Here is a 22,174-nt window from a genome sequence, read left to right as displayed (position 1 = left end):
CGCACACCACCCACCAGACTGGCCCCATGACGGAAACGGATTCCCAGGTGTACGACGTCGTGGTGCTCGGAGCCGGTCCCGTGGGGGAGAACGTGGCCGACCGCACCCGGGCGGCCGGACTCTCCACGGCGATCGTGGAGAGCGAGCTGGTCGGCGGCGAATGCTCCTACTGGGCCTGCATGCCCAGCAAGGCCCTGCTGCGGCCGGCCATCGCCCGCTCCGACGCCCGCAAGGTGCCCGGACTGCGCCACCTGGTGCAGGGCGACCTCGACGCGCCCGCGGTCCTCGCCCACCGCAACGACTACACCTCCCACTGGAAGGACGACGGCCAGGTCGCCTGGGTCGAGGGCATCGGCGCCGACCTGTACCGCGGCCACGGCCGCCTCGCCGGACCCCGCACGGTCACCGTGACCGGCCCCGACGGCACCCTCACCAACCTCACCGCCCGGCACGCCGTCGCCGTGGCCACCGGCACCCGCGCCCAGCTGCCCGACCTGCCGGGCCTCGCCGCCGTACGGCCCTGGACCAGCCGGGAGGCCACCAGCTCCCAGTCCGTGCCGGACCGGCTGGTGGTGGTCGGCGGGGGAGTGGTCGCCACCGAGATGGCCACCGCCTACCGGGCGCTGGGCTCCGAGGTCACCCTGCTGGTGCGCGGCAAGGGCCTGCTGCCCCGGATGGAACCCTTCGCCGGGGAACTGGTCGCCGAGGCGCTGGTCGAGGCCGGGGTGGAGCTGCGCACCGGCACCTCCGTGACCGCCGTCGCGCGCGAGGGCGGCACGGTCCTGGTCGACACCGACCACGGCGACCGGATCGAGGCCGACGAGATCCTCTTCGCCACCGGCCGCGCCCCGCGCACCGACGACATCGGCCTGGACACCGTCGGCCTCGCACCCGGCTCCTGGCTGCCGGTCGACGACAGCCTCCGGGTCGAGGGCAGCGACTGGCTCTACGCCGTCGGCGACGCCAACCACCGGGCGCTCCTCACCCACCAGGGCAAGTACCAGGCCCGGATCGCGGGCGCCGCCATCGCCGCCCGCGCCCAGGGCGTACCGCTGCTGGAGACCGACCCCTGGGGCGCGCACGCGGCGACCGCCGACCACGCCGCCGTACCGCAGGTGGTCTTCACCGACCCCGAGGCCGCCGCCGTCGGACTCTCCCTCGCGGAGGCCGAGCAGGCGGGCCGTCAGGTCCGGGCCGTGGATGTCGAGTTCTCGTCGGTCGCCGGGGCCGGGCTGTACGCCGACGGCTACCAGGGCCGCGCCCGGATGGTCGTCGACCTGGACCGGGAGACCCTGGTCGGGGTCACGTTCGTCGGCCCCGGCGTCGGAGAACTCATCCACTCGGCCACGATCGCCGTCGCCGGCGAGGTCCCGCTCTCCCGCCTGTGGCACGCGGTCCCGTCATACCCGACGCTGAGCGAGGTGTGGCTGCGGTTGTTGGAGGCGTATCGGGGCTGACGGTGCCCGACGGCCGGGGTCAGCCCGGCGGCAGGGTGAACCCCAGCGCCTCCGCCGCCGCCTCCGGGGTCGGCTGGGCCCAGCGCTCGGCGATGGCCTCGTTCGACGCGAGCGAGCGCGGTTCGGCCCGGTCCAGGTAGAGCGTTCCGTCGAGATGGTCGGTCTCGTGCTGCACGATCCGGGCCGGCCATCCCCGGAACACCTCGTCGAGCGCGTTCCCCCGCTCGTCCAGCCCGGTCAGCCGCACCGCGGCGGGCCGGGCCACCACCGCCTGCCAGCCCGGCACACTCAGACACCCCTCGAAGAACGCGGCCCGCTCCGGCCCGAGGGGTTCGTACACCGGATTCACCAGCACCCGGAACGGCTGCGGCACCCGGCCCCGCGCGAGGGCCACCTCCGGCGGCACCGGCGCCGGATCCTCGATCACCGCGATCCGCAGCGGGACGCCGACCTGGGGCGCCGCCAGCCCGACCCCCGGCGCCGCCCGCATCGTCACCCGCAGCGCGGCCACGAACCGGGCCAGCAGCGCGGGCCCCAGCTCACCGTCGTACGGCCGGGTGCCGTGGCGCAGCACCGGATCACCGGCCGCGACGATCGGCAACGGCTCGTCAGTGGCGAGGAGTTCCTCGACCCGCGCGGCGAGGGACAGGGGTGCGGAGCCGGGCTGCGGCTCGGGCAGGTGGGGCATCCCGCCAGCATGACAGACCCCTCGTTGTGACGGGGGTCACTCTTCCCTCCGGGAACCCGGCGGCGCAACGGGCCGACCACTGCACCGACCCACCCCGTCCGTCCAACAGCCGTTCCGGACGCCGCCCCCACCCGCCGCCTCTCCACCACCACCCACAGCCCCCATCCGCCGCCTCTCCACCACCCACAGCCCCACCCGCCGCTCCCCTCGCACCCGCAGCCTCAACCGCCGCCCCTCCACGCCCGCCGCTCCCCTCGCCCCCTCCCCGCCGACCGACCCCCGGAGAACCCCCGATGACGACCGCACCGCCGAACCGCACGGACGAGGCGCCCTCCCCAGACGCGGCCCAGGCGCCGACTTCCCCCGGCGCCTGGGCCGCCGTACGCCCCCTCGTCCTGCGTCTGCACTTCTACGCCGGGATCCTCGTCGCCCCCTTCCTGCTGATCGCCGCCCTCACCGGCTTCCTCTACGCGGGCTCCTTCCAGGTGGAGAAGCTCGTCTACGCCGAGGAACTGACCGTCCCGGCGGGGGACACCAAACTCCCCATATCCCAGCAGGTCGCCGCCGCCCGCGAGGCCCACCCCGAGGGCGCGGTCGGCGCCGTGCGCCCCTCTCCGGCGGACGACGCCACCACCCGCGTCCTGCTCACCGGCGTGGAGGGCGTCGACGCCGACCACACCCTCGCCGTCTTCGTCGACCCGTACACCGCCGAAGTGCGCGGCGCGCTGGAGCAGTACGGGTCGAGCGGGGCGCTGCCGCTGCGCATCTGGATCGACGAGTTCCACCGCGATCTGCATCTCGGTGACACCGGCCGCCTCTACAGCGAACTCGCGGCGAGCTGGCTGTGGGTGATCGCGCTCGGCGGGGTCGCGCTCTGGTTCTCCCGCCGCCGTGCCCTGCGCAAGCTGCGCGGCACCAGCGGCCGACGCAGGGTCCTCGGACTGCACGGCACGATCGGCGTCTGGGCCGCCGCCGGTTTCGTGTTCCTCTCCGCGACCGGACTGACCTGGTCGCAGTACGCCGGCGCCAACATCGACGAACTGCGTACCTCCCTCGGCGGATCCACCCCCTCCGTCACCGCCGCGGCCGGCGGCGGCCACGGCGGCCACGGCGCGGGGGCGGGCGGCGACGCGGATCACGGCGTCGGCCTCGACCGCATCCTCGCCGCCGCCCGCGCCGAGGGGCTCGGCGACCCGGTCGAGATCGTCCCGCCCGCCGACCCGTCGTCCGCGTATGTCGTCAAGCAGATCCAGCGCAGCTGGCCCGAGAAACAGGACTCGGTCGCCGTGGACCCGAACACCGGCGAGGTCCTCGACGTGCTGAGGTTCGCCGACTACCCGGTGCTGGCCAAGCTCACCCGCTGGGGCATCGACCTGCACTCCGGCACGCTGTTCGGTCTGGCCAACCAGATCGCGCTGATGCTGCTCACACTGGGCCTGATCGTGCTGATCGTCCTCGGCTACCGGATGTGGTGGCAGCGCGGTCGGGGCAATGCCTTCGGCCGCCCCATCCCGCGCGGCGCCTGGGCCCAGGTCCCGCCCCTGCTCCTGGTCCCCCTGCTGGCGGCGGTGGCGGTCGTCGGTTACTTCCTCCCGCTCCTGGGCATCCCGCTGGCCGCGTTCGTGGTGGTGGATGTGGCGCTGGGGGCGCTGGCCCACCGCCGGGGGAGGACCGGCGTGGCGAACTGACGGCCGGAGGGGCTGAGTGAAGGTGGTGGGTCGCGGCGCGGCGGGGCGAGCGAACGCGGCGGGTCGCGGCGCGGCTGAGAGAAAATGGCGGGTCGCGGCGCGGCGGGGCGAAAGCGGCGGGTCCCGGACCGGGTGAGAGAGAACGGCGGGTCCCGGTGCCTGAACGCACCGGGACCCGCCGTACCGCCTCTCGGCGTGCTGTTCACAGCGCGGCGAAGTCACCGTCCAGCGCGGAGGCCAGCCGCAGATGCGGACCCGCCTCCTCGTGCCGCCCCTGCCGTTCGAGCGTGCGGCCCAGCATCAGCCGGGCGTAGTGCTCGACCGGGTCACGCTCGACGATGACCCGCAGCTCCCGCTCGGCACGCCCGAGCTGGGCGGAGTGGTAGTAGGCACGGGCCAGCAGCAGCCGCGGTCCGGTCTGCTCGGGCACCTCCTCGACCAGCCGGTCCAGCACCCGCGCCGCGGCGGTGTAGTCCTTGGCCTCGAAGTACTTCTGCGCCCGCTCCCAGCGCTCCGCCGGAGTTCCGCGGTCGTAGTACGAGTACGTGGTCGTGGTGTTCACTGGTCGACCTCCTTCGCTGGGTCACAACGAGGGGATGGTCGTTGAATATTCCACCACCTAGGAGTGAGTGGTCCGCAGGGAGTCCAGTTCGGCGTTGGCCCGCTCGGTGATGAGGGTCAGCACCCGCCCGGCGACGGCGAGATCCTCGGCCGGGATCCCGGCGTAGATCCGCGCGCTGATGGGCTGGGTCTCGGCACCGGTGGTCTCGCAGAGCGACCGCCCGGCATCGGTGATGCCCAGCGCGCCACCCCGCTCCACGGCGAGCAGCCCCTTCTCCACGAGCCCGTCGATGGTGCCCCCGATCTCCGCCGCCGGGACCTTGAGGGCGTCGGTCAGCTGCCGGATCAGGTCGTCGCGCTCGACCGGCCCGTCCGCGAGGGCGACCGGCCGCAGGGTCACCTGTTCCTGAAAGCCTGCCCCATGCCGCGCGAGCACGGCTTCGAGGACACCGCGCCCGGCGTAGTGGGCAAGCGCGATGACACGGGGGTCGACGGCGGGTGCGTGGGGTGCGTACACGACGGTCATGACTGCTCCTGCTCTGGGTTGTGGTCCTACTGATCCCGCGGGTCTTGACTCCGCGGCTCTTGATCCCGCTCCTCCTGATCCCGCTCGTCCCGACCCCGCTCCTCCTGATCCCTCTGCTCTTGATCCCTCTGGTTCTGATCCGGCTCGTTCTCATCCCGCTGGGCCTGATCCCGTGGGAGGTGGTCCTGCGGGAGGTGGTCGGCCGGTGACCGGCCGCCGGTGGGCTCCGACCCGGCAGCGTCGAGCGGCGTATCGAGAAGCACACCGAGATCCCGGACGAAGTGCTGGGTGCGGTCGCTGTCGAGACCGCCGAGGGGTTCGAGGAGCCGTCGCAGCAGCCCCTGGACGACATCGATGGCCTCCCGGGTGACCGCGCGGCCCGGGTCGGTGAGCGTGAGCTGCACGGCACGGGGGTCCTTGGGGTCGCGGGTTCGCTCCAGCAGCCCGGCGGACTCCAGGGCGCGGGCCAGCTTGGAGACATAGAGCGGTTCGAGCCCGGTGTGGTCGGCGAGCTGCCGCTGACTGGGCCGCAGCCCCGAGCGATGCATCCCGTACAGCGAGGCCACCAGGGAGTACTGCGCGTGGGTGAGCCCCAGCGGGGCGACCGCGCGGTCGACGGCGACCCGCCATTTCATGGAGAGCCGCCAGACCAGAAAGCCGGGGGTGGCGCGCTCGGACATCGAACTCATGACCGATACAGTACATGGCGACTATATCCATGGCTAGTATTTTCTTGCGCGTGCCTGACCGATGGAAGACCCCGGGCGCAAGGGCCGAACGGGTGAGGCCGGCCGTCCCGGTCGGCGGAGTGCGCCGCATCTGAGTCAAGTGCGCCGGGACGGCCGTACCGACGGACTGACGTGGCGAGCCCGGCCGGACTAGGTTGTCGGCCATGAGCAACCTTGATCGCGAGGCGGTGCCGGCGGTGTGCGGCGGCCGTGGGTTCGTCGTCGCGGAGCCGGTGCGTGAACTCCTCAGTCCCCGCCGAGTCCAGCTCGGAGAGTCCACGGAGGTCCGCCGGCTGCTGCCGAACCTGGGGCGCCGGATGGTGGGCGCGTGGTGCTTCATCGACCACTACGGCCCCGACGACATCGCCGACCAGCCCGGGATGCAGGTGCCGCCGCACCCGCACATGGGTCTGCAGACGGTCAGCTGGCTGCACGAGGGGGAGGTGCTGCACCGTGACTCGACGGGCAGCCTCCAGACGATCCGCCCGCGCGAACTGGGGCTCATGACAGCGGGCCGGGCGATCAGTCACTCGGAGGAGAGCCCGCGCTCCCACGCCCGTCTTCTGCACGGGGCGCAGCTCTGGGTGGCCCTGCCCGACGCCCACCGCCACACCGACCCGCACTTCGAGCACCACCCCGACCTGCCGGTGGTCACGGCACCGGGCCTGACGGCCAGGCTGATCCTCGGCGATCTCGACGGCGCGGTCTCACCCGGGACGACGTACACGCCCCTGATCGGCGCGGATCTCACCCTCGCCGCCGACACGGACGTACGGCTGCCGCTGGAGCGGGACTTCGAGTACGCGGTCCTGTCCATGTCCGGGGAGGCCCATGTCGACGGTGTCCCGGTCGCCCCCGGCTCCATGCTCTACCTGGGCTGCGGGCGCACGGAACTCCCTCTGCGTACGGACACGGACGCCGGCCTGATGCTCCTGGGCGGCGAGCCGTTCGAGGAGGAGCTGATCATGTTCTGGAACTGGATCGGGCGGTCCCAGGAGGAGATCGTGCAGGCGCGCGAGGACTGGATGGAAGGGTCGCGGTTCGGGGAGGTGAGGGGGTACGACGGGGAGCGGCTGCCCGCCCCTGAACTGCCGCCGTCACGGCTGAAGGCGCGGGGGCGAGTGCGGTGACCTGCGGGAACGCGTGACGTCTGCGGTTCGCTCAGCCGGAGCGGTCGAGGGCTGTCGCCAGCTTCCTGTCCGCTCCCGGTTGTGTTCCCAACCGGGTTGCTGGCCTGTGCTGTAGCGGTGGGTGATGTCACGGTGTGGTCTGCTGTGGGCGGGTGTGGCAGAGCCTTTGCTGGCCAGTGCTGACCAATGCTGACTGTGGTGACGGTCCGTCAGGTGAGGTTGCTGTGCTCTTCACGCAGTTCACATGGTGCGTGGCTGGGGGTTCCGGGTTCGGCTGCGGTGGGGACCGATGCTGACCTCGAGCGGGCGGCGGTGATGTCCCCGGCGGCGGCGAGAGGCGGACCCGGATCGACCACACCGAGTTCGAGGACGGTGCCGGAAGGGTCTCCACGCACGGTGGTGATCACCGGCACGACGGCGCTGCCCCGCTCGGGCGGGTACGGACCGCGTTCGGTCGCACCAAAGGCCGTGACCCGTTCACACAGATCTTCGAACCGGTTCTCGAAGGTGCCGTCGACGGAGCCGCGCAGGCGTTCCGGAAGATCAGCGAGTATGTCACCGAGACCGTCCCGGACCGTGTCCAGGTCACCTCCCGGCTCCACCGGGGCAACGACGTCGAGATAGGCGAACGGGCAAGGAACCTCAGAACCTATCTGCTCAATGTCGACGGCAGCGTCGACGAGCTCCACGCCGAGGGCCGCACGCCGACCCGGGTCACCGGCAGGGAGCAGAGACTGCCCGACATAGTCGGCGAGGACGAAACGGTCTGGCGGCCCTGCGGCAAAGAAGGCTACCCCTGCGGACTCAACCCTTCCGAAACCAATCCGAGGCTCACCTCACGGCGCCTGGACCCGGACGAGACCAGCGACTTGGCAGAGACCACGCAACTGGCGCGGCACTCCAGGCAGGACTACATGGGGTGGCAACTATGCCGCGGCCCGGTATGTCGACTCCAGCGGTGAGGAATTCATCCTCGTCGGCATGGCAAACGAGTTCACTCCGAACGGACCATCGGATACGCCCACCCTCCGGGATCGGCACCGGGATCGGCACCGGGATCGGGCGGCCGGACGACGCGCTCCTCGGCGACCTCCTCGTGACCCGCCTGCGGGACGCCATGCGCGGCCCCACCCCCGAACCTGCGCCCGGCGGCCTCCGCGCCGACCTCGCCCGGGCCCACACCGACTTCGCCGCCTGCCGCTACACCTCCCTAACGGTACGGCTGCCCCGGATCATCACCACAGGCCACGCCCACACCGCAGCTCACAGCTCCCCGGCTGCCCACCGGCTTCCGGCCCAGGGCTATCTGATCGCCACCCGCATGCTGGTGAAACTCGACGCCCAGCAGCTCGGCTGGCCAGCGGCCGACTGCGCCCGCCAGCTCGCCGACGCCGGAGACGACATCCTCCACAACGTGGAAGCCGCCCGCCAGCTCTCCGTGCTGGACCGCCGGGCCGGATGGCGTGGCCAAGCCCTCACCATCGCCCTGTCGGCGGCAGACCACCCGGACCTGCGCGGCGCCGGCCGGGACGGAACCGCGATCCGAGGTCTCCTCGTCCAGAGCACCGCCTACACCCCAGGCCTGGTGCGGGGACCGGGACGGGAAGCGCGAACTCACCGCCGAGGCCGCCGCTCTCGCCCGCGAACTCGGCGACACCACCCGACTCACGCACCACGGCGGCTTCAGCCCGCTCACCGTTCAGCTCCACCGAATCAGCGCCGAGACCCCTGCGGGCGACCCGCTCGCCGCCCTCGACGCCGCCCGCACCATCCCCCTCAAAGCCCTCCCCTCCGTCGAACGCCGCTCCCGCGCCCTGGGAGACATCGCCGGCGCCTACCACCGGCTCGGCCGCCGCTCCGACGGTTTCCGCACCCTCCTGGCCGCAGAGCGCCTGGCACCCGAAGGCAGCGGAGTCGAACGGGACCTGCACCACCCGCGCGCAGCCCTGCGCTGGAGCCAACAGGCCGAACCGATGCCCGTTGCTGTCCACACCCGCGCGGTCGGCCTGCGGGCGGCCGTCACGGTGACCATCCACGCGGAGAACCGATACCCCGACCGCGCCCTGGAGGCCGCGGAACGCTCCCTCACCGTCCTCAGCCGCGCACGGTCCGCCCGCGGCCACGACTACCTCCGCAGCATCAACACCGCGCTCTCCCCGTGGGAGTCGGAACCGGCCGTCACCGGCTATCTCCACCGAGCCCGCACCGCCCTCGCCAGGACGTGATCAAAACGCTTCACTGCCCCCGGCCGCCCGACGCGGCAGCACCCCCCGGCTGGAGGGCTCCGCCGCAGCACAGGATGAGACGGAGATCGCCCGGGTCGGGGCCGCCCGCGCGGCTCGACAACCTCACCCTGTGTGCCTGTTCTCGTACAGCTCCGGCCAGGTGGCGTATAGCGCCGAGTAACCATTGAGATTGATCACCGTCTCGCTGGTCGGACTTGAAGGCCATGCATATCCCGCCAGGCAATAGGCCATGTCTGGCCAATAATTGGGCATTTGTTTACATTGTGTGGATGTGTATCAAAGGATTGAGTCTGGAGGTCCTACAGGTGCTCCCTCTGGGATGGGGGCGTATGTCATTTGGGGGATATTGATGAAGAACCGCACCTACGCAAGCCTTGGCTCTGCCGGTGCCGCAGCCGTACTGTTCGTCACCGCCTCTTCGGCCTCCGCCAACTGGAGCAGCCACATCGGAAGCACGGAAGTCGGAGTCACAGCGGCCTGGGACTGTCCCTCAGCGTCGATCTGCTTCTATACGAGCAAGTTCGGTAACGGAAAACGCTGTGTCTGGCCAAGGGGGCAGAACGATCGTGACTGGACGAGCGGTACTCTGAAGTGCTCCTGGGCTTCTTCGGAACCCACAGTCAGGTCCATTCGGGTCATGCCCGCCTCTGGATCTGTCAAGTATTACCCTCGCAAGAACTACGGTGGCTCTCGCGGTTGTGTGAATGGAGGCACCCCGGGCGCCAAGAAGTCGTTCGCTGTCGCGCAACGGATAATGTCGCACACCTCCAGCGGTTCCGGCTGTGAAGTCTGAGTCCGGGCTCGTTCCAGTGCGGCCTCGGTACTCGTGGCGGCTATCGGTGAGAACGATCATTGACAGGGCGTGAGCGTGCTGACCCGGGTCTCGTACTCGCGGCGGGCCTTGCGCTGGGCCGGGACTGCTGGGACGCCTTGACTGCCGTCGAGCGGCTGGCAGTGCGCGAGGACCTGGCGGTGCACCGCGGGGACGGCGGTGACGCGGCGGAGGGCGTAGCCCTGGCCACATCGTACGGTCGCCCCCTGGTCGAGCACGGCCCGCTAAACGTCGTTCAGCTCGGCGGCGCGTAGGCAGTCGGCGACCTTGCCCGGCATGTCGAGACTGACCAGCAGCTCGGGGGCGGGGTCGTCTTCCTCGACGGGCGTGTGGTCGGGCAGGAGGTCGGCGACGGCGCTGCGGGTGGCGCTGCGGCTGACCTGTTGGTCGCGGGCGAGAGCCCTGATGGAGCGGCCTTCCAAGTACGCGGTGCACACGTCGCCGGTCTTCGCGGCAGGGGCGGCGGGACGACGCCCGACCTTAGCTGCCCTCGGCCTCGGCGGCGCGCAGTCCGTCGTACCTCAGCTCGCGCTGGAGGTCGCGTTGGAGTTCGTCGGCGGCGGCGAGGGGCTGCACCATGAACTGCGGCTCGGGCGTCCTGGCCGATGGCGGGTTCAGGCTGCGCCGGGCAGGGGGCTGCCGCCCCAGCGGATGCCCTTCTCGCTGCGGATGCGGGCGCGTTCCCTGCGTTGGGCGGCGAGGTCGTCGGGATGGTGGGCGTAGGCGAGGCCGTCGTGGTCTGGCGACGCAGTTCGTCACGAGGCCCCAGGCAGTTCCGTAGCCTTCCTCAAACGAGAGCCGTGGCTTCCCAGGCAGCAGTGACACACCCTTCTTCCCAGTGCCACCACCCCTCTGCCTCCCCGTGTTCCAGGAGCTTGCGGATGCGCGATAGGTCCGCCTCCGGCGGGACATGCAAGGTAACCAACTATCCGGTACTGCTCGATCCCCTCGCCGGACGGACCGAAGCGGTGGAAGACCTCCAGCACGCTCTGCCGGGCAGCGGCTGAGCCGTTGTCCTTGAGCACGATCAGCCGGATGGTGCACTTCTGAGACGGCTGGATCGTCTTCCCGGCCCAGAGAACACCGTTGCCATCGAGTTCCGCCTGGATGATGTCCCCGCTGGCGACGCCCCGGACGAACCCGGAGTGTTGCCGAACCGGACCGTGCCGTCGCCGAGGTCCACCGCCCGTAGGCTCTCGACGCTCGCCGATGGCCAGCCGTCCTCATCTATGGCCGTTCGGAAGTGGACCTTCACGTCGTCACTGATGTTCGTCGCCGCGCCATCATCCACACCACGTCCCGGACCTGAGAGTGAGTGCGTCAAGAGGACGTCACCGAATCTGGACGGTGGCGCAGGTGAACATTGTGTCCCGGAGCAGCGCCGGTGTGACGGCGACGCCGGTCAGGTGTTCTGCCAGGGCGAACGCCGCCTGTGGGGACAAGTCCGGTTCCGGGGCCTCTACCCCGAGATGGAAGCCGATCCGTCGCATCACGTCGAGGAGTTCGTCGGGCGCGGCGCCCCAGCGGTCGTCCGGGAACATGGGATCGAAGCACAGCCGCAGTACCTGATCCTCTGCCCAGAGGAACGTGCCGAGGGCGTTGATGTTGGTGAAGTGGGAGATCCAGCTTGTTCCGGCGGAGGCCGGCAGCGCTTCCTCTTCAGTGACCCCGAGGTAGCCGTTCGGTTCGATCAGCAGCGTCCAGGTATCCACAGTCGTCATGGCGACCAGCTGCCGGTTCCCCTCCTCCGTGTCGTACCGGGCGAAGGCGGCGTCGACGACCGCGGCTATGCCCCGCAGGGGTGCCTCCGGCCGGCCTTGGAGACGAGAGATCAGCTCGGCGGGCGTCGTATCCCTCACCAAGGTGAAGCAGTACGCCTCGGCGATGTCCGGAAAGTCGTTCTCGAACCAGGTGTAGTCCGCTGCCGTCTTCGTCATGACACCCATCCTCGCCCCTGCGTCTGACAGCGGAGGAAGCCCGGCCCTCCCAGCAGGGTGGGAAACGATCTCCGCCTGTTCGGGAAGCGATCGCTCTACGCCTGTGTAGTGCCTGGTCAGGCGCACTCGTGAATACTCCGGCCACGGCGGCGGCGATCCTTGCATTGATGGTGTGCTCGGAGCGGACTTCCCAACGAGACCCTACCGGCCCGGTTTCCGTGAGTGATTGCCGTGCTACGGCCCGCGTTTTACGTGCAGGGCGTGCTGGTGCGGTTGCTGCATGGCCGATATCCGCTGGTAGGGCGGTGGGGTGGCAGCCAGGCGGGCTTGCCTGGACATCGGGGCGGCGCCGGACGCCGTTCCTTGCGTGTGTCCTGGTTGCAGGGGCAGCTGCTGGAGGCGGCCAGGGCGTGCCACACTCCCTACCGCCGACCTGACCGGCTGCGAACTCGGCGGCGCTTGGCCTCCAGGGAGAACCGTGGTCAATCGCTCAGCTGGTTCTTCTGAGTCTTTGAAGTGCTCGGTCGCGGTGTCCAGCGAGTGTCTCGCGCGGTCGTGGGTGAAGGGATGCCGGGGCCGGAGACGGCCTTGCACGGGTGTGCGGTGCGTGGTCAGCGCATATGGATGCCGCCGTTGATGTCGAAGGTCGCGCCGGTGACGTAGCCGCTTTCCTCACCCGTCAGCCAGGCGACGAGGGCGGCCACGTCCGACGGTCTGCCCATGCGGCCCACCGGGATGCCGCGGGCGGTCTCGGAGACCGCCGACGCACCGAGCGCGTCGGCTGCGGGGGTGTCGACGGCGGCCGGGGCGACCGCGTTGACGGTGACGCCGTACGCGGCGAGTTCGCGGGCGAACACCTTGGTCAGCACGAGGACGCCCGCCTTGGCGGCGGAGTAGTGCGGCCCGGCGAGGGAGCCGCCCTGCTGGCCCGCCAGAGAGGAGAGGTTGACCACCCGGCCCCAGCCGCGGTCGCGCATCGCGGGCGCGCACAGCCGGGTCAGGGTGAGGACGCTGCGCAGATTGGTGGTCAGGACGGCGTCCCACTCGTCCGCCTCGATGTCCCACACGGAACCCGGTGCGGTCCGGGCGGCGTTGTTGACCAGGATGTCGGGTGCGTGCCAGCGGGTGGTGATCGCGTGCAGGGCCGCCCGGACCGCGTCCGTGTCGTCCACGTCCGCCCGCAGGGGGAGCGCGGTGTCCGTGCCCGCGGTGTCGAGGGTTGTGGACAGGGCGGTCACGGCGCCACCGTCGAGGTCCAGCAGGGCCACGTGGTGGCCCTGTGCGTGCAGCCGGGTGGCGATCGCGGCACCGATGCCGCGTCCCGCGCCGGTGACCAGAGCCACCCGGGGCTGTGCTGTCGACATCGCCCGCACTCCTCAGATCACCGGGCTGGACGGCAGCGCCGCGCCGAGCAGGGCACGGCCGTAGATCTCCTTGCTGGTGTGGACGCTGAGCGCGGCGTGCCGGGACGCCGTCTCGATGTCCCGCCAGGCCCGTTGCAGGACCGAGCCGTCCGCGAAGCTCCCCGCGCCCGCCGTGTCCAGAAGCAGGCTCACAGCGTCCCGGGCGCAGCGCATGGCGTGCGATGCGTCCATCCGCAGCCGGGCCCGGTCGACGAGCGGGGGACGGAGGCCGGCACGTGCCTGCGTGTCCACCTCGCGGGCGGCGCGTCCCAGATGGAGCCGGGCGGTGTCGATCAGTGTCGCGGCGTCCGCCACGCCGAGCTGATGCGCGGGGGCCTCGGACACCAGTCCGTGCAGTGGGGAGACCACTCGTCCACCGCGGGCCGCAGCGCCGACCACGGCGTCCAGGACGGCGGCGGCGATCCCGACGGCCGTCGCCACCAGCGGCAGGTTGATGGACAGATGGAAGGTGATGCGCGGCTCACCGGGGTGGCGCCGCCGGTAGGCGCCTTCCGCCATCGCGGTGAGGGAGATCGTGCGAGAGTCCGCTACGTACACCTCGTCGGCGATGGCTGTGTCGCTGCCGGTACCGCGCATACCCGCCATGTGCCAGGTGTCCTCGACGACCAGAGCGGAGGCGGGGGCCAGGGCCAGACCTCGCTCGGGCCGGTCGCCGCCGCCGGGCCAGGTGAATCCGAGCAGGGCCCAGTCCGCGTGATGGATGCCGGACATCCATGGCCAACTGCCGTTGAGCGTCCAGCCGCCGCCTGTGCGCCGGGCTGTCCCCGAAGGGCCGGCGCTGCCGCAGACCATGGCGCTCGGGTTGTGCCCCCACAGGGCGGCGCGTTCGGCCAGGGGGAGCTGAGAGGCGAAGAGGGCACCGCCGTAGGCGATTCCCACGACCCACGAGGCGGCCGAGCAGCCTCTGGCCAGTTCCTCGCAGACTTCCACGGCGGTGCGGACACCGGCGCCGTGTCCGCCGTGTGCTGTGGGAGTGCCGAGACGTAGAAGGCCGCTGCGGCGCAGGGCGGCCAGTGTGGTGCCGGTGAGGGTGCGTCGTTCCTCGGAGTGCGGGGCCTCGTCGGTGAGCAACGGTCTCAGGGAGCGGGCCGCCGTGACCGGAGGCAGATCGTCGGCGGTGTCATGAGTGTGCGAGGTCTGGGGGGAGGCTGTGCTCATGGTCCTGTGCCCTTTCGTTCCTGCTCTGTTGTGCGCCGTCCCGGCTCGGCCCTGCGTACGGGAGAGAGAGGCGTGGTCAGTAGACGACCGGTGTTGTCCAGCCCGTCACCTGCGGCGAACAGCTCCAACTGCGGGCGGATGAGGGCTTCGAGACGGGGCCACAGGGTGGAGGTGAACGCGCCGGTGTGCGGGGTGAGCAGCAGCCGGGAGCTTCCCACAGCGGATGGCCGGCCGGAAGCGGCTCGGGGCCGGTCACTTCGAGCGCGGCCCGCAGCCGTCCCGCGCGCACACCTCCGTGAGAAGGGCGGCCGTGTCGACGACGGCTCCCCGGGCGACGTTCACCAGCAGTGCTCGTCTCGGGCGCGGGCCAGCGGTTTCCCATCGACGAGATGAAGGGTCTGCGGGGTCTGCGGGGTCGGCGCGGGCGTCAGGACGACGATGTCGGCGTCGGCGACGAGGTGGGCCAGACGGGAGACATGGTGCACCGGGCCGCGGGCGGTGCACCGAGCGGCGCGTGCCACTCGGGTCACCGTGCAGTCGAGAAGGGACGAGGAGGAGGACGTCACCGGAGCTGAGAGCATGCACGGCCCGCAGCCGGGTTATCCAGGTCATCCGGGTCATCCGGGTCAGTGGCATGCCGATGACGGTGACGTCCTGCACGAGGGGTGGGACATGGAACTCGCGGCCAGCGCCGGTGAACCAGTCTGTTGACGGCACCGGGTCGGTACCGGAGCCGGAGGCCGGGGACCGGCAGGCGGAGGGGGGTAGGGGGCGGCGACCGAGAGGCGGAGGGGTAGGGGGCGGGCCGGGAGGCGGAAGGGCAGGGGTTGGGGCCCGGCCGTCCCTCGGCTAACTCGTCGAGGACAACGCGCTGATGACGCGACGGGCGGCCTCCTCGCCGGTCGCCAGGGACGCGTTGGTGGTGCTGTACGCGAAGTAGTCCCCGGCGAGCTGGATCGGTGCCTGTGGGTCGAGGCCGCCGGTGAACCGGGCCAGGGCGTGGTATCCACCGGCCGGGCGGGCGAGGACGGCCCGGTCCCAGCGCTGTACGGCGGCCATCTCGCGGTGTTCGGCGATATGGGCGGCGAGTCCGGGGAGGACCTCGCCCACGGCGATGAGGGAGTCGTCGATGACCTTGTCGTCGTCGAGAGCGGTACGGGCGGCGCTCCAGTGGTGCCGGAACACCAGGGAGACCAGTCCCCGGCCCTCGGGGGTCCGGCCGGGGCCGAGGTTGTGTTCGTAGAGGGCCACACACAGGTCGGGGTGTTCCCGGAGGGGGATGGCGACGCCCAGGGCGGTTTCCCGGGGTGGCTCGCGGAGTCCGAAGGTGACATGGATGTCGCGGGTGTAGCGCAGTCCGGTGAGGAATTCACGCTGGTCGCCGGTCAGGGAGGGGACGATCTCGGCCGCGATGGGGCCGGGGACGGCCACCACACACGCGCGTCCCCGTTCGACCCGGGTCGTCCCGTCGCGTTCCCAGGTGACCTGGACGCCGTCGCCGTCGGGCCGTACCTCGCGCACGCGCGCGTCGAGTTCGACGCGCGTCCGCTCGGAGCGCATGAGGGGGAGACCGAGGATCAGGGACGGGAGTCGGCCGACGCCGCCGTCGAAGGTGAAGCTGGCGGCCCCGAAGGTGCCCCACATGATGCTGAAGGCCCCGACGGCGGCGACCTCGTCGGCGGGGGCGAGGAACTGGGTGCTGCACAGCGGCTCGACCAGATAGTCGAGCAGGGGCCGGTCGAGCCGGCGCGTCGCGTAGTCGTACGCGCTCTCGGTGTCGATCCCGGCCGCCCCGGACATGTCGTGCCAGCGCAGGGAACGCCGCGCCGCGGCGAGGTCGCGCAGCAGGTTCAGTGCCTTCAGTTTGGAGCGCCATCCCAGCAGTCCCGTACGCAGGAGGCCGGAGGTCCTGACGAACGACAGACGGTGGATCACTCCCTCGCGGAGCACGCCCAGTTCGCTGGAGCACGGGAGCATGAGGGAGGTGAGTCCCGCGTCCTCCAGCAGCTGGATCATGGGCCCGTAGTTGTGCGAGAGCCAGCTCGCGCCCCGGTCGATCCGGTAGGGGCCGCTGTCACCGGCCTTCTCGTACGACGACATCCGGCCGCCGACGTAGCTCTCCCGTTCGAGGAGGGTCACCTTGTGGCCCGCCTGCCGAAGGCGGAATGCGGCGGTTGTCCCCGCGATTCCCGAACCGACGACAATCACATGATTCAGGTCCGACGACACTGTCATACGACGCCTCCCCGGGCATCCCGGAATTCGCCGGATCCGCATGGATCAGCGGCAGGCACGACCATGCACCTACGCCGGACCCCTGTCAATCGGATCTCTTTCGGGGAAAGCGCCATCAAGTTTTCGGCAGCTGGAAATACGGGTGACTGGTGAGACAGGAGGGGCTGGTGCGGGTCTTCTCCGCAGAATGTTTTACCCCTCGAAACCGGTGCGCGCGAGGCCGCGCACTTTCCGTCTCCAACGGAGAGAAACCGCAGCTCACGGCAGGTGCGCAGAACATGAGAACGATACTCCGGAACGCGATGCATGATGCGGTGCGACCGTCAAGAGGACAAAAGGAAAGTGCCCTTTCAAGCAGAGTCGCGGTCCGCTCGGGAGAGGGATCCGGAGGAGTGGGAGTCCCGCACTCCTCATTTCCCCTTCGCCTGAGATAAAGGAATCCCTGACGAACTGGTGCCGCAAGCCAGGCGACGAATCATGCTGCCCATCAACGTCAGGTTTTCCTGATGAGCGGAAGGGAGGCAGTCACCAAGTGCACAAGGATTCATTAAAAGACGGGAATCATCCGAATTACGGGGACGAGGTGTTCGCTTTCGGGCACCCCGCACAACTGGAGCGGCTCCGGGCACTGGCCGCCGTATGCGATCCCGCGACGAGGGCGGTGCTCTCGCAGTGGGAGTTGCGCCCGGGAGCGAGGTGCCTGGAGGTCGGGGCGGGTGCCGGGACCGTGGCGCTGTGGCTCGCCCAGCGGTGTCCGGACGGGGAGGTCACAGCCACCGACACCGACGTCCGGTTCCTGGCGGAGCTGCCCGGTTCCGCCGTGCGTGTACTGCGGCACGATGTGCGGACGGAGGAGTTCCCACCCGGCACGTTCGATCTCATCGTCGCCCGCAGTGTGCTGTGCCATCTGCGTGAGCGGGAGACCGTGCTGGCCAGGATGATCTCCTGGCTGGCGCCGGGGGGACGCCTGTACATCGAGGATCCGTCCTTCTTCCCCGCCGCGTTCTCCGTCGATCCGGTCGTACGCCGCCTGGGCGGGGCGGTCGTCACGACCCTGGCCTCGGCCCTCGGAAGCGATGTGCAGGAGTGGGCGCGCTCGTTCCCCGCCCCGCTGCTCGGGCGCGGCCTGGTCGAGGTCGGATCGCGCGTCCACTGTTCCACGCTGACCTCGGACAACGCCGCGGGAGCCGCGTGGCGGCTCTCGGTGGCCGATCTGATGCCGGTCATGGACCAGCGGGGGACGCTCCCCGCGGCCGAGGCGAACGCCGCCCTGGCCTATGTGAGGAAGCCCGGGTTCACCGATGTCGCGCACGCGATGATCGCGGCCTGGGGTGTGCTGCCGCCGGACCGACCGAAGGGGCGGGGAGATGCCGTTGATCAAACCAGGTGAGGAATCGGTGATCTGGAGCGGCCCCGCCCCGCTCAGTCCGCACGCCGGGGCCGCCGACAGCGGGGCGATCGCCTGGGCGGAGGCGCGCGGACTCTGCCAGGACGCGGCGGAGCTGCGGAATCTGTCCCGCATCCGGCCCGGTCTGCTGGCCGGGTACTCCCATCCGGAGGCGACCGAGGCCGATCTCACGCTGACAGCCAGGTGGATGGCGTGGCTGTTCCTCCTCGACGACCTGGTCGACGAGGGAGAGCTGGGGCGGGACGCCGCACTGCTGGAGAAGCATCTGCACGGCCTCCAGAACGCGGCGCTGGGCACCGGCATCGGCGCCGACGCGGCCCCCATCGCCGCCCGGCCGATGAGCCGGGCCCTGGCGGAGATCATCACGGAGGCGTCGGCCGGGATGAGCGACGCCTGGCAGCTCAGATTCCGCGGGCATGTGAGCGGCTATCTGTCGGCCTGCGTCTGGCAGGCCGCGCACCGGCAGGCCGCGCAGTTCCCCGCTCCTGACGCCTTTCCGCACTGGCGCCGCGCGTTCGGCGCGATCATGCCCTCGTTCGACCTGATCGAGCGGACGGACGGTGGCGCCCTGCCACCGAGTGTGTACTACTCACGCCCCTACCAGGATCTCCTCATCGCCGCCGCGGACCTGGTGTGCTGGACCAATGATCTGATGACGGTCGACAAGGAGGCCGCCCAGGGCGACCTCCACAATCTCGTCCTCGTCACCGCACACGACCGGCTCCAGGATCTGCCCACGGCCGCCGCCGAGGTGTCGGCCGCCTGTGAACAGCGCATCCGCACCTACATGTCCGCCCGCGGGGAACTCTCCACCCTCACGGCCGCGCTGGACCTGCCGGACGCCACACGGCACCACGCCGACCGCTGCGCCGAATCCCTGCGGGTCTGGATCCGCGGCCATCTGGAGTGGGGCCGGTTCACCCCGCGCTACCAGTTCGAGCCCCCCGACGGGGGACACGACGGGCGACGGCGGCGACACATCGAGCACCGGGCGGAACGAGCGACGGGCCGCCGCACGACGGTACAGCCCATGCAAGAACCGTCCATGCCGGAACACTCCATGCCGGAACACTCCATGCCGGAACAACCCATCTCGGACCAGCCCGCGCCGGACCAGCCCATGCCGCAACAGCCGATCCCACAGCCGGTGTCACCACCACCGGCACACCCAGCGGCACACCCACCGGGACACCCACCGCCACACCCGGCGACCCAGCCGGCGGCACACCCACCGACACCGCCGACGGCCCATACAGCGGTGCGAACGGCGAGGGAGAGCCTGGCATGACGGCACACTCCGACCCCGCGACCGGGCCGATCGCGAGCCCGGCCCCGATCCCCCGCGTGCCCGGGAGCCTTCCCCTGCTGGGCCACGCCATGAGCCTGGTCAAGGACCCGCTGGCCTTCCTCGACCGGCAGCGCCGGTACGGGGACATCGTCGAGTTCCGGATCGGACGCCAGCGGGCCTACCTCCTCAACCACCCGGATCTCGTCCATGCCATGCTGACCGGGCCCAGCCGCCGCTTCGACCGCGGTGAGATCTTCACCAGGGCACGCCCCCTGTTCGGCGACGGGGTGGCGGTGGCCGACGGCAAGCACCACCGCGACCGCAGGCGGGTGATCCAGCCCCTGCTGAACACCGGCAGTCTGACGGCCTATCTGGACACCATGGCCGACCTGGCCGCCGACCGGGCGAACTCCTGGAAAGACGGCCAGGACATCGATCTGAACGCAGAGATGGCCGACATCACCCTGACCGTGGTGGCCGCCACCGTCTTCGGGCAGCATCTCCCGGCCGGGTTCAGCCAGGTCGTGCACAAGAGTCTGCCGATCGTCGTCGCCGGGCTGGCGCGCCGGGCCTATGGACCGGCGGCGGCACTCCTCGACCGGCTACCGACCCCCGAACGCAAGCAGTACCGGAACGCCCTGAACAGCATCCACCGAGTGGTGGACGATCTCATCGCGGCCAACCGGGACAGCCCCACGATGGTCCGGCTGGCCGAGGGCGCCGACGAGCGGCAACTCCACGACGACGCGGTGTCGCTGCTCATCGGCGGCTCCCACACCAGCGCGGCGGCGGCAGCGTGGGTGTTCATCCAGCTCAGCCGGGAACCGGACCTGCGTCGGCGCCTCCAGACGGAGGTGGACCAGGTGCTGGGGGACCGTGCCGCCAATCCGGCGGACCTGCCCGCGCTCGTCCGCACCCGCCATGTCGTCCAGGAGACCCTGCGGCTCAACCCGCCCATCTGGCTGTTCCCCCGCCGCACCGCCATGGACCTCCAGTTGGGCGGGCACTCCATCGCCGAGGGGACCCAGGTGTTCTACAGCCCCTACGCCATGCACCGTGACTCACGCTGGTTCGCCCGGCCCGAGACCTTCGACCCCGACCGGTGGGACCAGGGCACACACACCCAGCCTCCGCACGGCGCCTCCATTCCGTTCGCCTCCGGGGTGCACGGTTGCCCCGGCGGAGACTTCGCCCTCGCCGAACTCACCCTGCTCACGGCCACCGTCTCCCGGCGCTGGCGGCTGGACCCGGTCCCCGGCAGTGATCCCCGACCGGTCGCCGCAGCCACACTCGGCCCCTCGCCCATCACCATGACCGTCACGGCCCGCCCCGGCCCCACGAACGACGACGCCCACCCCGCACAGCCGTAATCGCGGCGATCGCCGCAGCAGCCCTGGCAGCCGTAGGAGTTGCCTTATAGGGGACTGGACTGGAACACCGGACGTCAGAGCGTCGCCGCCGCTTCGATCTCGACCCGGAACTCCTCTCTGAAGAGACCGGCGACGCCGACACCCACGCACCCGGCGGTGTCGGAGGGCCCTTGTGGGCGGTGGCGATGAGTCCCTGGGCCAGCACGCGAACTGGTCACGCTCGGCACTTGGGACGTCAGTGCCGCCTGGCGCGGCGTCACTGCCGGAACGGTGCAACAGGACTTGCCGCAACTTCTGCCTCAAGCCCTCAACTGGCGCCGAAAACGAACACCTACTGACCTTCTCCAGTACCGCCACGACATCCTCGACGGCTGCCTCACCGGCACCGGCCTCCGGCACCCGCACCGGCCTCCGGCACCGGCACCCGCACCGGTACCGGTCCCCGGCACCAGCCACCATGACGACATCACACATTCAAGGTCAGCAAGAAGCCACGGCGTGGACGCCGGGTCGTGTCGCATCCATCGCATCCACGCCGTGAAGCCTCGGTCAGCGTCCGCTCAGCGGACCACCGCTGGTTACGGAATGTATTCCCAGAGGTTGCCGGCGCCGTCAGGGCGAGCAGAGCAGTAGAAGTAGTGCCCGTCGAGGGGGTACTGGTTGTACCAGTTTGCCGCCGACTGGCATTCGTACATGTTGGCGTAGGTGCCGACGTACCGGTTGTACGCCGCCGAAGCCGGAGTTGCGGTCATTGCCAGTGTTCCGGCGACAACCGCACCCGTCAGTCCCAGCCCGGCCAGTGCTCTCTTCAGCTTCATCTGCCGCCACCTTTCGAGAATTTGAATTGGCTCGCAGAAGTTACTACGCGTTCCATTCCGACCGACACATCATTCGGTCGCGGAGTACAGAGGGGCACAGGTCTTGCCCCATGGGGAGGGAGAGGGATGCGAAAGGTCTCTTTCCGGTCTTTGTCATGGCCGACCGTCGCTGTCCGTATTTCGGTAGATGAAAGTACACGGTTCCTGACCATCACCGACCGTGCCCGGTCATCTCCGACTCGATCACTACGTGCTGTACCTGTACCTCGACAGGGCCCAACGCGTTGACGGAACCCGCCAGTCGCCGCGGCGAGCCCGGAACTCTGTCGCAACCGGACCGGCAGGCTCGGCCTCCTCGGGACGATCGGCCGCCGGACCCTGGCCGGCCTGCCCCGCCCGCGCCCCCCGGCGCCCACGGGCAGGCAATCGCAAGGTCACCGCACCGATGTCCCGCCACACATGACGTCGCCAAGTGGACTCGCAGCGCGGCCTCCGGGAACGCCTGACCGGCACCGTTCCCCGCGATCACGGCATCATCGCCGCCGATGAGCCGACGAACCGGCGAACCTCCGCAGCGACGGCAGACCCGACCTGCGGATCGTCCGCGAACGGGTCGGCAGACTCCGCGCCCTGCTCGCTCGTGCAGGTCGTCGATCCGTCGACCCTGGTAAGTGGGCTGC

General features: G+C 70.5%; 19 protein-coding genes and 3 pseudogenes. 8 read left to right on the top strand and 14 right to left on the bottom strand.

Annotated elements, in window-relative coordinates; translation table 11 throughout:
• The first annotated feature begins 26 nt into the window (after nt 1-26).
• Nucleotides 27-1,457: an NAD(P)/FAD-dependent oxidoreductase gene (locus ABZX40_RS26880; RefSeq protein WP_355743551.1), complete on the top strand. Its 1,431-nt coding sequence runs from the start codon at nt 27-29 to the stop codon at nt 1,455-1,457.
• Between the two features lie 19 nt (nt 1,458-1,476).
• On the opposite strand, the gene ABZX40_RS26875 is transcribed toward ABZX40_RS26880, so the two are convergent.
• On the bottom strand, nt 1,477-2,145 hold the full coding sequence (locus ABZX40_RS26875) for a peptide deformylase (protein WP_355743554.1): 669 nt from the start codon (nt 2,143-2,145) through the stop codon (nt 1,477-1,479).
• Between the two features lie 293 nt (nt 2,146-2,438).
• Here ABZX40_RS26875 and ABZX40_RS26870 point away from each other — a divergent pair, with 293 nt between their 5' ends.
• Nucleotides 2,439-3,833 (top strand): PepSY-associated TM helix domain-containing protein, encoded by a 1,395-nt coding sequence (locus tag ABZX40_RS26870; RefSeq protein WP_355743557.1) that lies wholly within the window; start codon nt 2,439-2,441, stop codon nt 3,831-3,833.
• 202 nt (nt 3,834-4,035) lie between these two features.
• Here the strand turns inward: ABZX40_RS26870 and ABZX40_RS26865 are convergent, their stop codons facing one another.
• The 3 genes and pseudogenes from ABZX40_RS26865 to ABZX40_RS26855 all read right to left on the bottom strand — a co-directional run.
• Nucleotides 4,036-4,395 carry a tetratricopeptide repeat protein gene (locus ABZX40_RS26865; protein WP_355743560.1) on the bottom strand — a complete coding sequence of 120 codons (360 nt, stop codon included), beginning with the start codon at nt 4,393-4,395 and terminating at the stop codon, nt 4,036-4,038.
• 57 nt (nt 4,396-4,452) lie between these two features.
• Nucleotides 4,453-4,920, bottom strand: coding sequence for a MarR family transcriptional regulator (locus tag ABZX40_RS26860; protein WP_355743563.1), 468 nt, complete (start codon nt 4,918-4,920; stop codon nt 4,453-4,455).
• Between the two features lie 239 nt (nt 4,921-5,159).
• Nucleotides 5,160-5,609 (bottom strand): annotated as a pseudogene (locus ABZX40_RS26855) (MarR family transcriptional regulator); the annotation flags it as partial.
• A 203-nt stretch (nt 5,610-5,812) separates the two neighbouring features.
• Here ABZX40_RS26855 and ABZX40_RS26850 point away from each other — a divergent pair.
• Complete coding sequence (locus tag ABZX40_RS26850; protein ID WP_355743565.1) at nt 5,813-6,778, top strand: pirin family protein; 966 nt, start codon at nt 5,813-5,815, stop codon at nt 6,776-6,778.
• A 209-nt stretch (nt 6,779-6,987) separates the two neighbouring features.
• Here ABZX40_RS26850 and ABZX40_RS26845 read toward each other — a convergent pair whose 3' ends face one another.
• Nucleotides 6,988-7,467, bottom strand: coding sequence for a hypothetical protein (locus ABZX40_RS26845; RefSeq protein ID WP_355743568.1), 480 nt, complete (start codon nt 7,465-7,467; stop codon nt 6,988-6,990).
• 774 nt (nt 7,468-8,241) lie between these two features.
• On the opposite strand from ABZX40_RS26845, the gene ABZX40_RS26840 reads away from it, so the two are divergent.
• Both ABZX40_RS26840 and ABZX40_RS26835 read left to right on the top strand, forming a co-directional pair.
• Nucleotides 8,242-9,003, top strand: coding sequence for a hypothetical protein (locus tag ABZX40_RS26840; protein ID WP_355743571.1), 762 nt, complete (start codon nt 8,242-8,244; stop codon nt 9,001-9,003).
• 340 nt (nt 9,004-9,343) lie between these two features.
• Nucleotides 9,344-9,817 carry a peptidase inhibitor family I36 protein gene (locus ABZX40_RS26835; RefSeq protein ID WP_356162696.1) on the top strand — a complete coding sequence of 158 codons (474 nt, stop codon included), beginning with the start codon at nt 9,344-9,346 and terminating at the stop codon, nt 9,815-9,817.
• 263 nt (nt 9,818-10,080) lie between these two features.
• Here the strand turns inward: ABZX40_RS26835 and ABZX40_RS26830 are convergent, their stop codons facing one another.
• The 8 genes and pseudogenes from ABZX40_RS26830 to ABZX40_RS26795 all read right to left on the bottom strand — a co-directional run bounded on the left by ABZX40_RS26830 (nt 10,081) and on the right by ABZX40_RS26795 (nt 16,610).
• A complete protein-coding gene (locus tag ABZX40_RS26830) occupies nt 10,081-10,293 on the bottom strand; it encodes a hypothetical protein (protein ID WP_355743576.1) in 213 nt (70 codons plus the stop codon).
• Nucleotides 10,294-10,470: 177 nt separating this feature from the next.
• Nucleotides 10,471-10,575: pseudogene (locus ABZX40_RS26825) on the bottom strand (IS630 family transposase); the annotation flags it as partial.
• 36 nt (nt 10,576-10,611) lie between these two features.
• The gene (locus tag ABZX40_RS26820; RefSeq protein WP_356162701.1) at nt 10,612-10,965 is read right to left on the bottom strand and encodes a hypothetical protein; all 354 of its coding nucleotides are present in this window, start codon (nt 10,963-10,965) and stop codon (nt 10,612-10,614) included.
• A gap of 222 nt (nt 10,966-11,187) precedes the next feature.
• Nucleotides 11,188-11,793, bottom strand: coding sequence for a DUF6461 domain-containing protein (locus ABZX40_RS26815; protein WP_355743579.1), 606 nt, complete (start codon nt 11,791-11,793; stop codon nt 11,188-11,190).
• Nucleotides 11,794-12,404: 611 nt separating this feature from the next.
• Nucleotides 12,405-13,157, bottom strand: coding sequence for an SDR family NAD(P)-dependent oxidoreductase (locus ABZX40_RS26810; RefSeq protein ID WP_355743582.1), 753 nt, complete (start codon nt 13,155-13,157; stop codon nt 12,405-12,407).
• A gap of 12 nt (nt 13,158-13,169) precedes the next feature.
• The gene (locus tag ABZX40_RS26805; RefSeq protein WP_355743585.1) at nt 13,170-14,375 is read right to left on the bottom strand and encodes an acyl-CoA dehydrogenase family protein; all 1,206 of its coding nucleotides are present in this window, start codon (nt 14,373-14,375) and stop codon (nt 13,170-13,172) included.
• Nucleotides 14,372-14,905, bottom strand: a pseudogene (locus ABZX40_RS26800) (NAD(P)-dependent oxidoreductase); the annotation flags it as partial. The gene ABZX40_RS26805 and the pseudogene ABZX40_RS26800, both read right to left, overlap by 4 nt.
• A gap of 319 nt (nt 14,906-15,224) precedes the next feature.
• Nucleotides 15,225-16,610: an NAD(P)/FAD-dependent oxidoreductase gene (locus ABZX40_RS26795; protein WP_355743587.1), complete on the bottom strand. Its 1,386-nt coding sequence runs from the start codon at nt 16,608-16,610 to the stop codon at nt 15,225-15,227.
• A gap of 583 nt (nt 16,611-17,193) precedes the next feature.
• Here ABZX40_RS26795 and ABZX40_RS26790 point away from each other — a divergent pair.
• The 3 genes from ABZX40_RS26790 to ABZX40_RS26780 are packed head-to-tail and all read left to right on the top strand — an operon-like array spanning nt 17,194 to nt 20,676.
• Nucleotides 17,194-18,000 (top strand): class I SAM-dependent methyltransferase, encoded by an 807-nt coding sequence (locus ABZX40_RS26790; protein ID WP_355743590.1) that lies wholly within the window; start codon nt 17,194-17,196, stop codon nt 17,998-18,000.
• A complete protein-coding gene (locus ABZX40_RS26785) occupies nt 17,978-19,306 on the top strand; it encodes a terpene synthase family protein (protein ID WP_355743593.1) in 1,329 nt (442 codons plus the stop codon). Before ABZX40_RS26790 ends, ABZX40_RS26785 begins: the two co-directional genes overlap by 23 nt.
• Entirely contained in the window at nt 19,303-20,676 is a 1,374-nt protein-coding gene (locus tag ABZX40_RS26780; RefSeq protein WP_355743596.1) for a cytochrome P450, read from the top strand. Before ABZX40_RS26785 ends, ABZX40_RS26780 begins: the two co-directional genes overlap by 4 nt.
• 578 nt (nt 20,677-21,254) lie before the next feature.
• Here the strand turns inward: ABZX40_RS26780 and ABZX40_RS26775 are convergent.
• Nucleotides 21,255-21,494 (bottom strand): hypothetical protein, encoded by a 240-nt coding sequence (locus ABZX40_RS26775; protein ID WP_355743599.1) that lies wholly within the window; start codon nt 21,492-21,494, stop codon nt 21,255-21,257.
• Nucleotides 21,495-22,174: the final 680 nt, after the last annotated feature.

The organism is Streptomyces sp. NPDC004610, assembly GCF_040609715.1.
In the GTDB taxonomy this organism is placed as follows: Bacteria; Actinomycetota; Actinomycetes; order Streptomycetales; family Streptomycetaceae; genus Streptomyces.
The sequence above is the reverse complement of the archived record's forward strand: the minus strand, read 5'-3'. Positions and strand labels throughout refer to the sequence as shown.

Bases quoted from the DNA above. Each gene is read 5' to 3' on its own strand.
- ABZX40_RS26880 (WP_355743551.1), top strand. From the start codon at position 27: ATGACGGAAACGGATTCCCAGGTGTACGACGTCGTGGTGCTCGGAGCC.
- ABZX40_RS26875 (WP_355743554.1), bottom strand. From the start codon at position 2,145: ATGCCCCACCTGCCCGAGCCGCAGCCCGGCTCCGCACCCCTGTCCCTC.
- ABZX40_RS26870 (WP_355743557.1), top strand. From the start codon at position 2,439: ATGACGACCGCACCGCCGAACCGCACGGACGAGGCGCCCTCCCCAGAC.
- ABZX40_RS26860 (WP_355743563.1), bottom strand. From the start codon at position 4,920: ATGACCGTCGTGTACGCACCCCACGCACCCGCCGTCGACCCCCGTGTC.
- ABZX40_RS26850 (WP_355743565.1), top strand. From the start codon at position 5,813: ATGAGCAACCTTGATCGCGAGGCGGTGCCGGCGGTGTGCGGCGGCCGT.
- ABZX40_RS26835 (WP_356162696.1), top strand. From the start codon at position 9,344: ATGGGGGCGTATGTCATTTGGGGGATATTGATGAAGAACCGCACCTAC.
- ABZX40_RS26815 (WP_355743579.1), bottom strand. From the start codon at position 11,793: ATGACGAAGACGGCAGCGGACTACACCTGGTTCGAGAACGACTTTCCG.
- ABZX40_RS26810 (WP_355743582.1), bottom strand. From the start codon at position 13,157: ATGTCGACAGCACAGCCCCGGGTGGCTCTGGTCACCGGCGCGGGACGC.
- ABZX40_RS26805 (WP_355743585.1), bottom strand. From the start codon at position 14,375: ATGAGCACAGCCTCCCCCCAGACCTCGCACACTCATGACACCGCCGAC.
- ABZX40_RS26795 (WP_355743587.1), bottom strand. From the start codon at position 16,610: ATGACAGTGTCGTCGGACCTGAATCATGTGATTGTCGTCGGTTCGGGA.
- ABZX40_RS26785 (WP_355743593.1), top strand. From the start codon at position 17,978: ATGCCGTTGATCAAACCAGGTGAGGAATCGGTGATCTGGAGCGGCCCC.
- ABZX40_RS26780 (WP_355743596.1), top strand. From the start codon at position 19,303: ATGACGGCACACTCCGACCCCGCGACCGGGCCGATCGCGAGCCCGGCC.
- ABZX40_RS26775 (WP_355743599.1), bottom strand. From the start codon at position 21,494: ATGAAGCTGAAGAGAGCACTGGCCGGGCTGGGACTGACGGGTGCGGTT.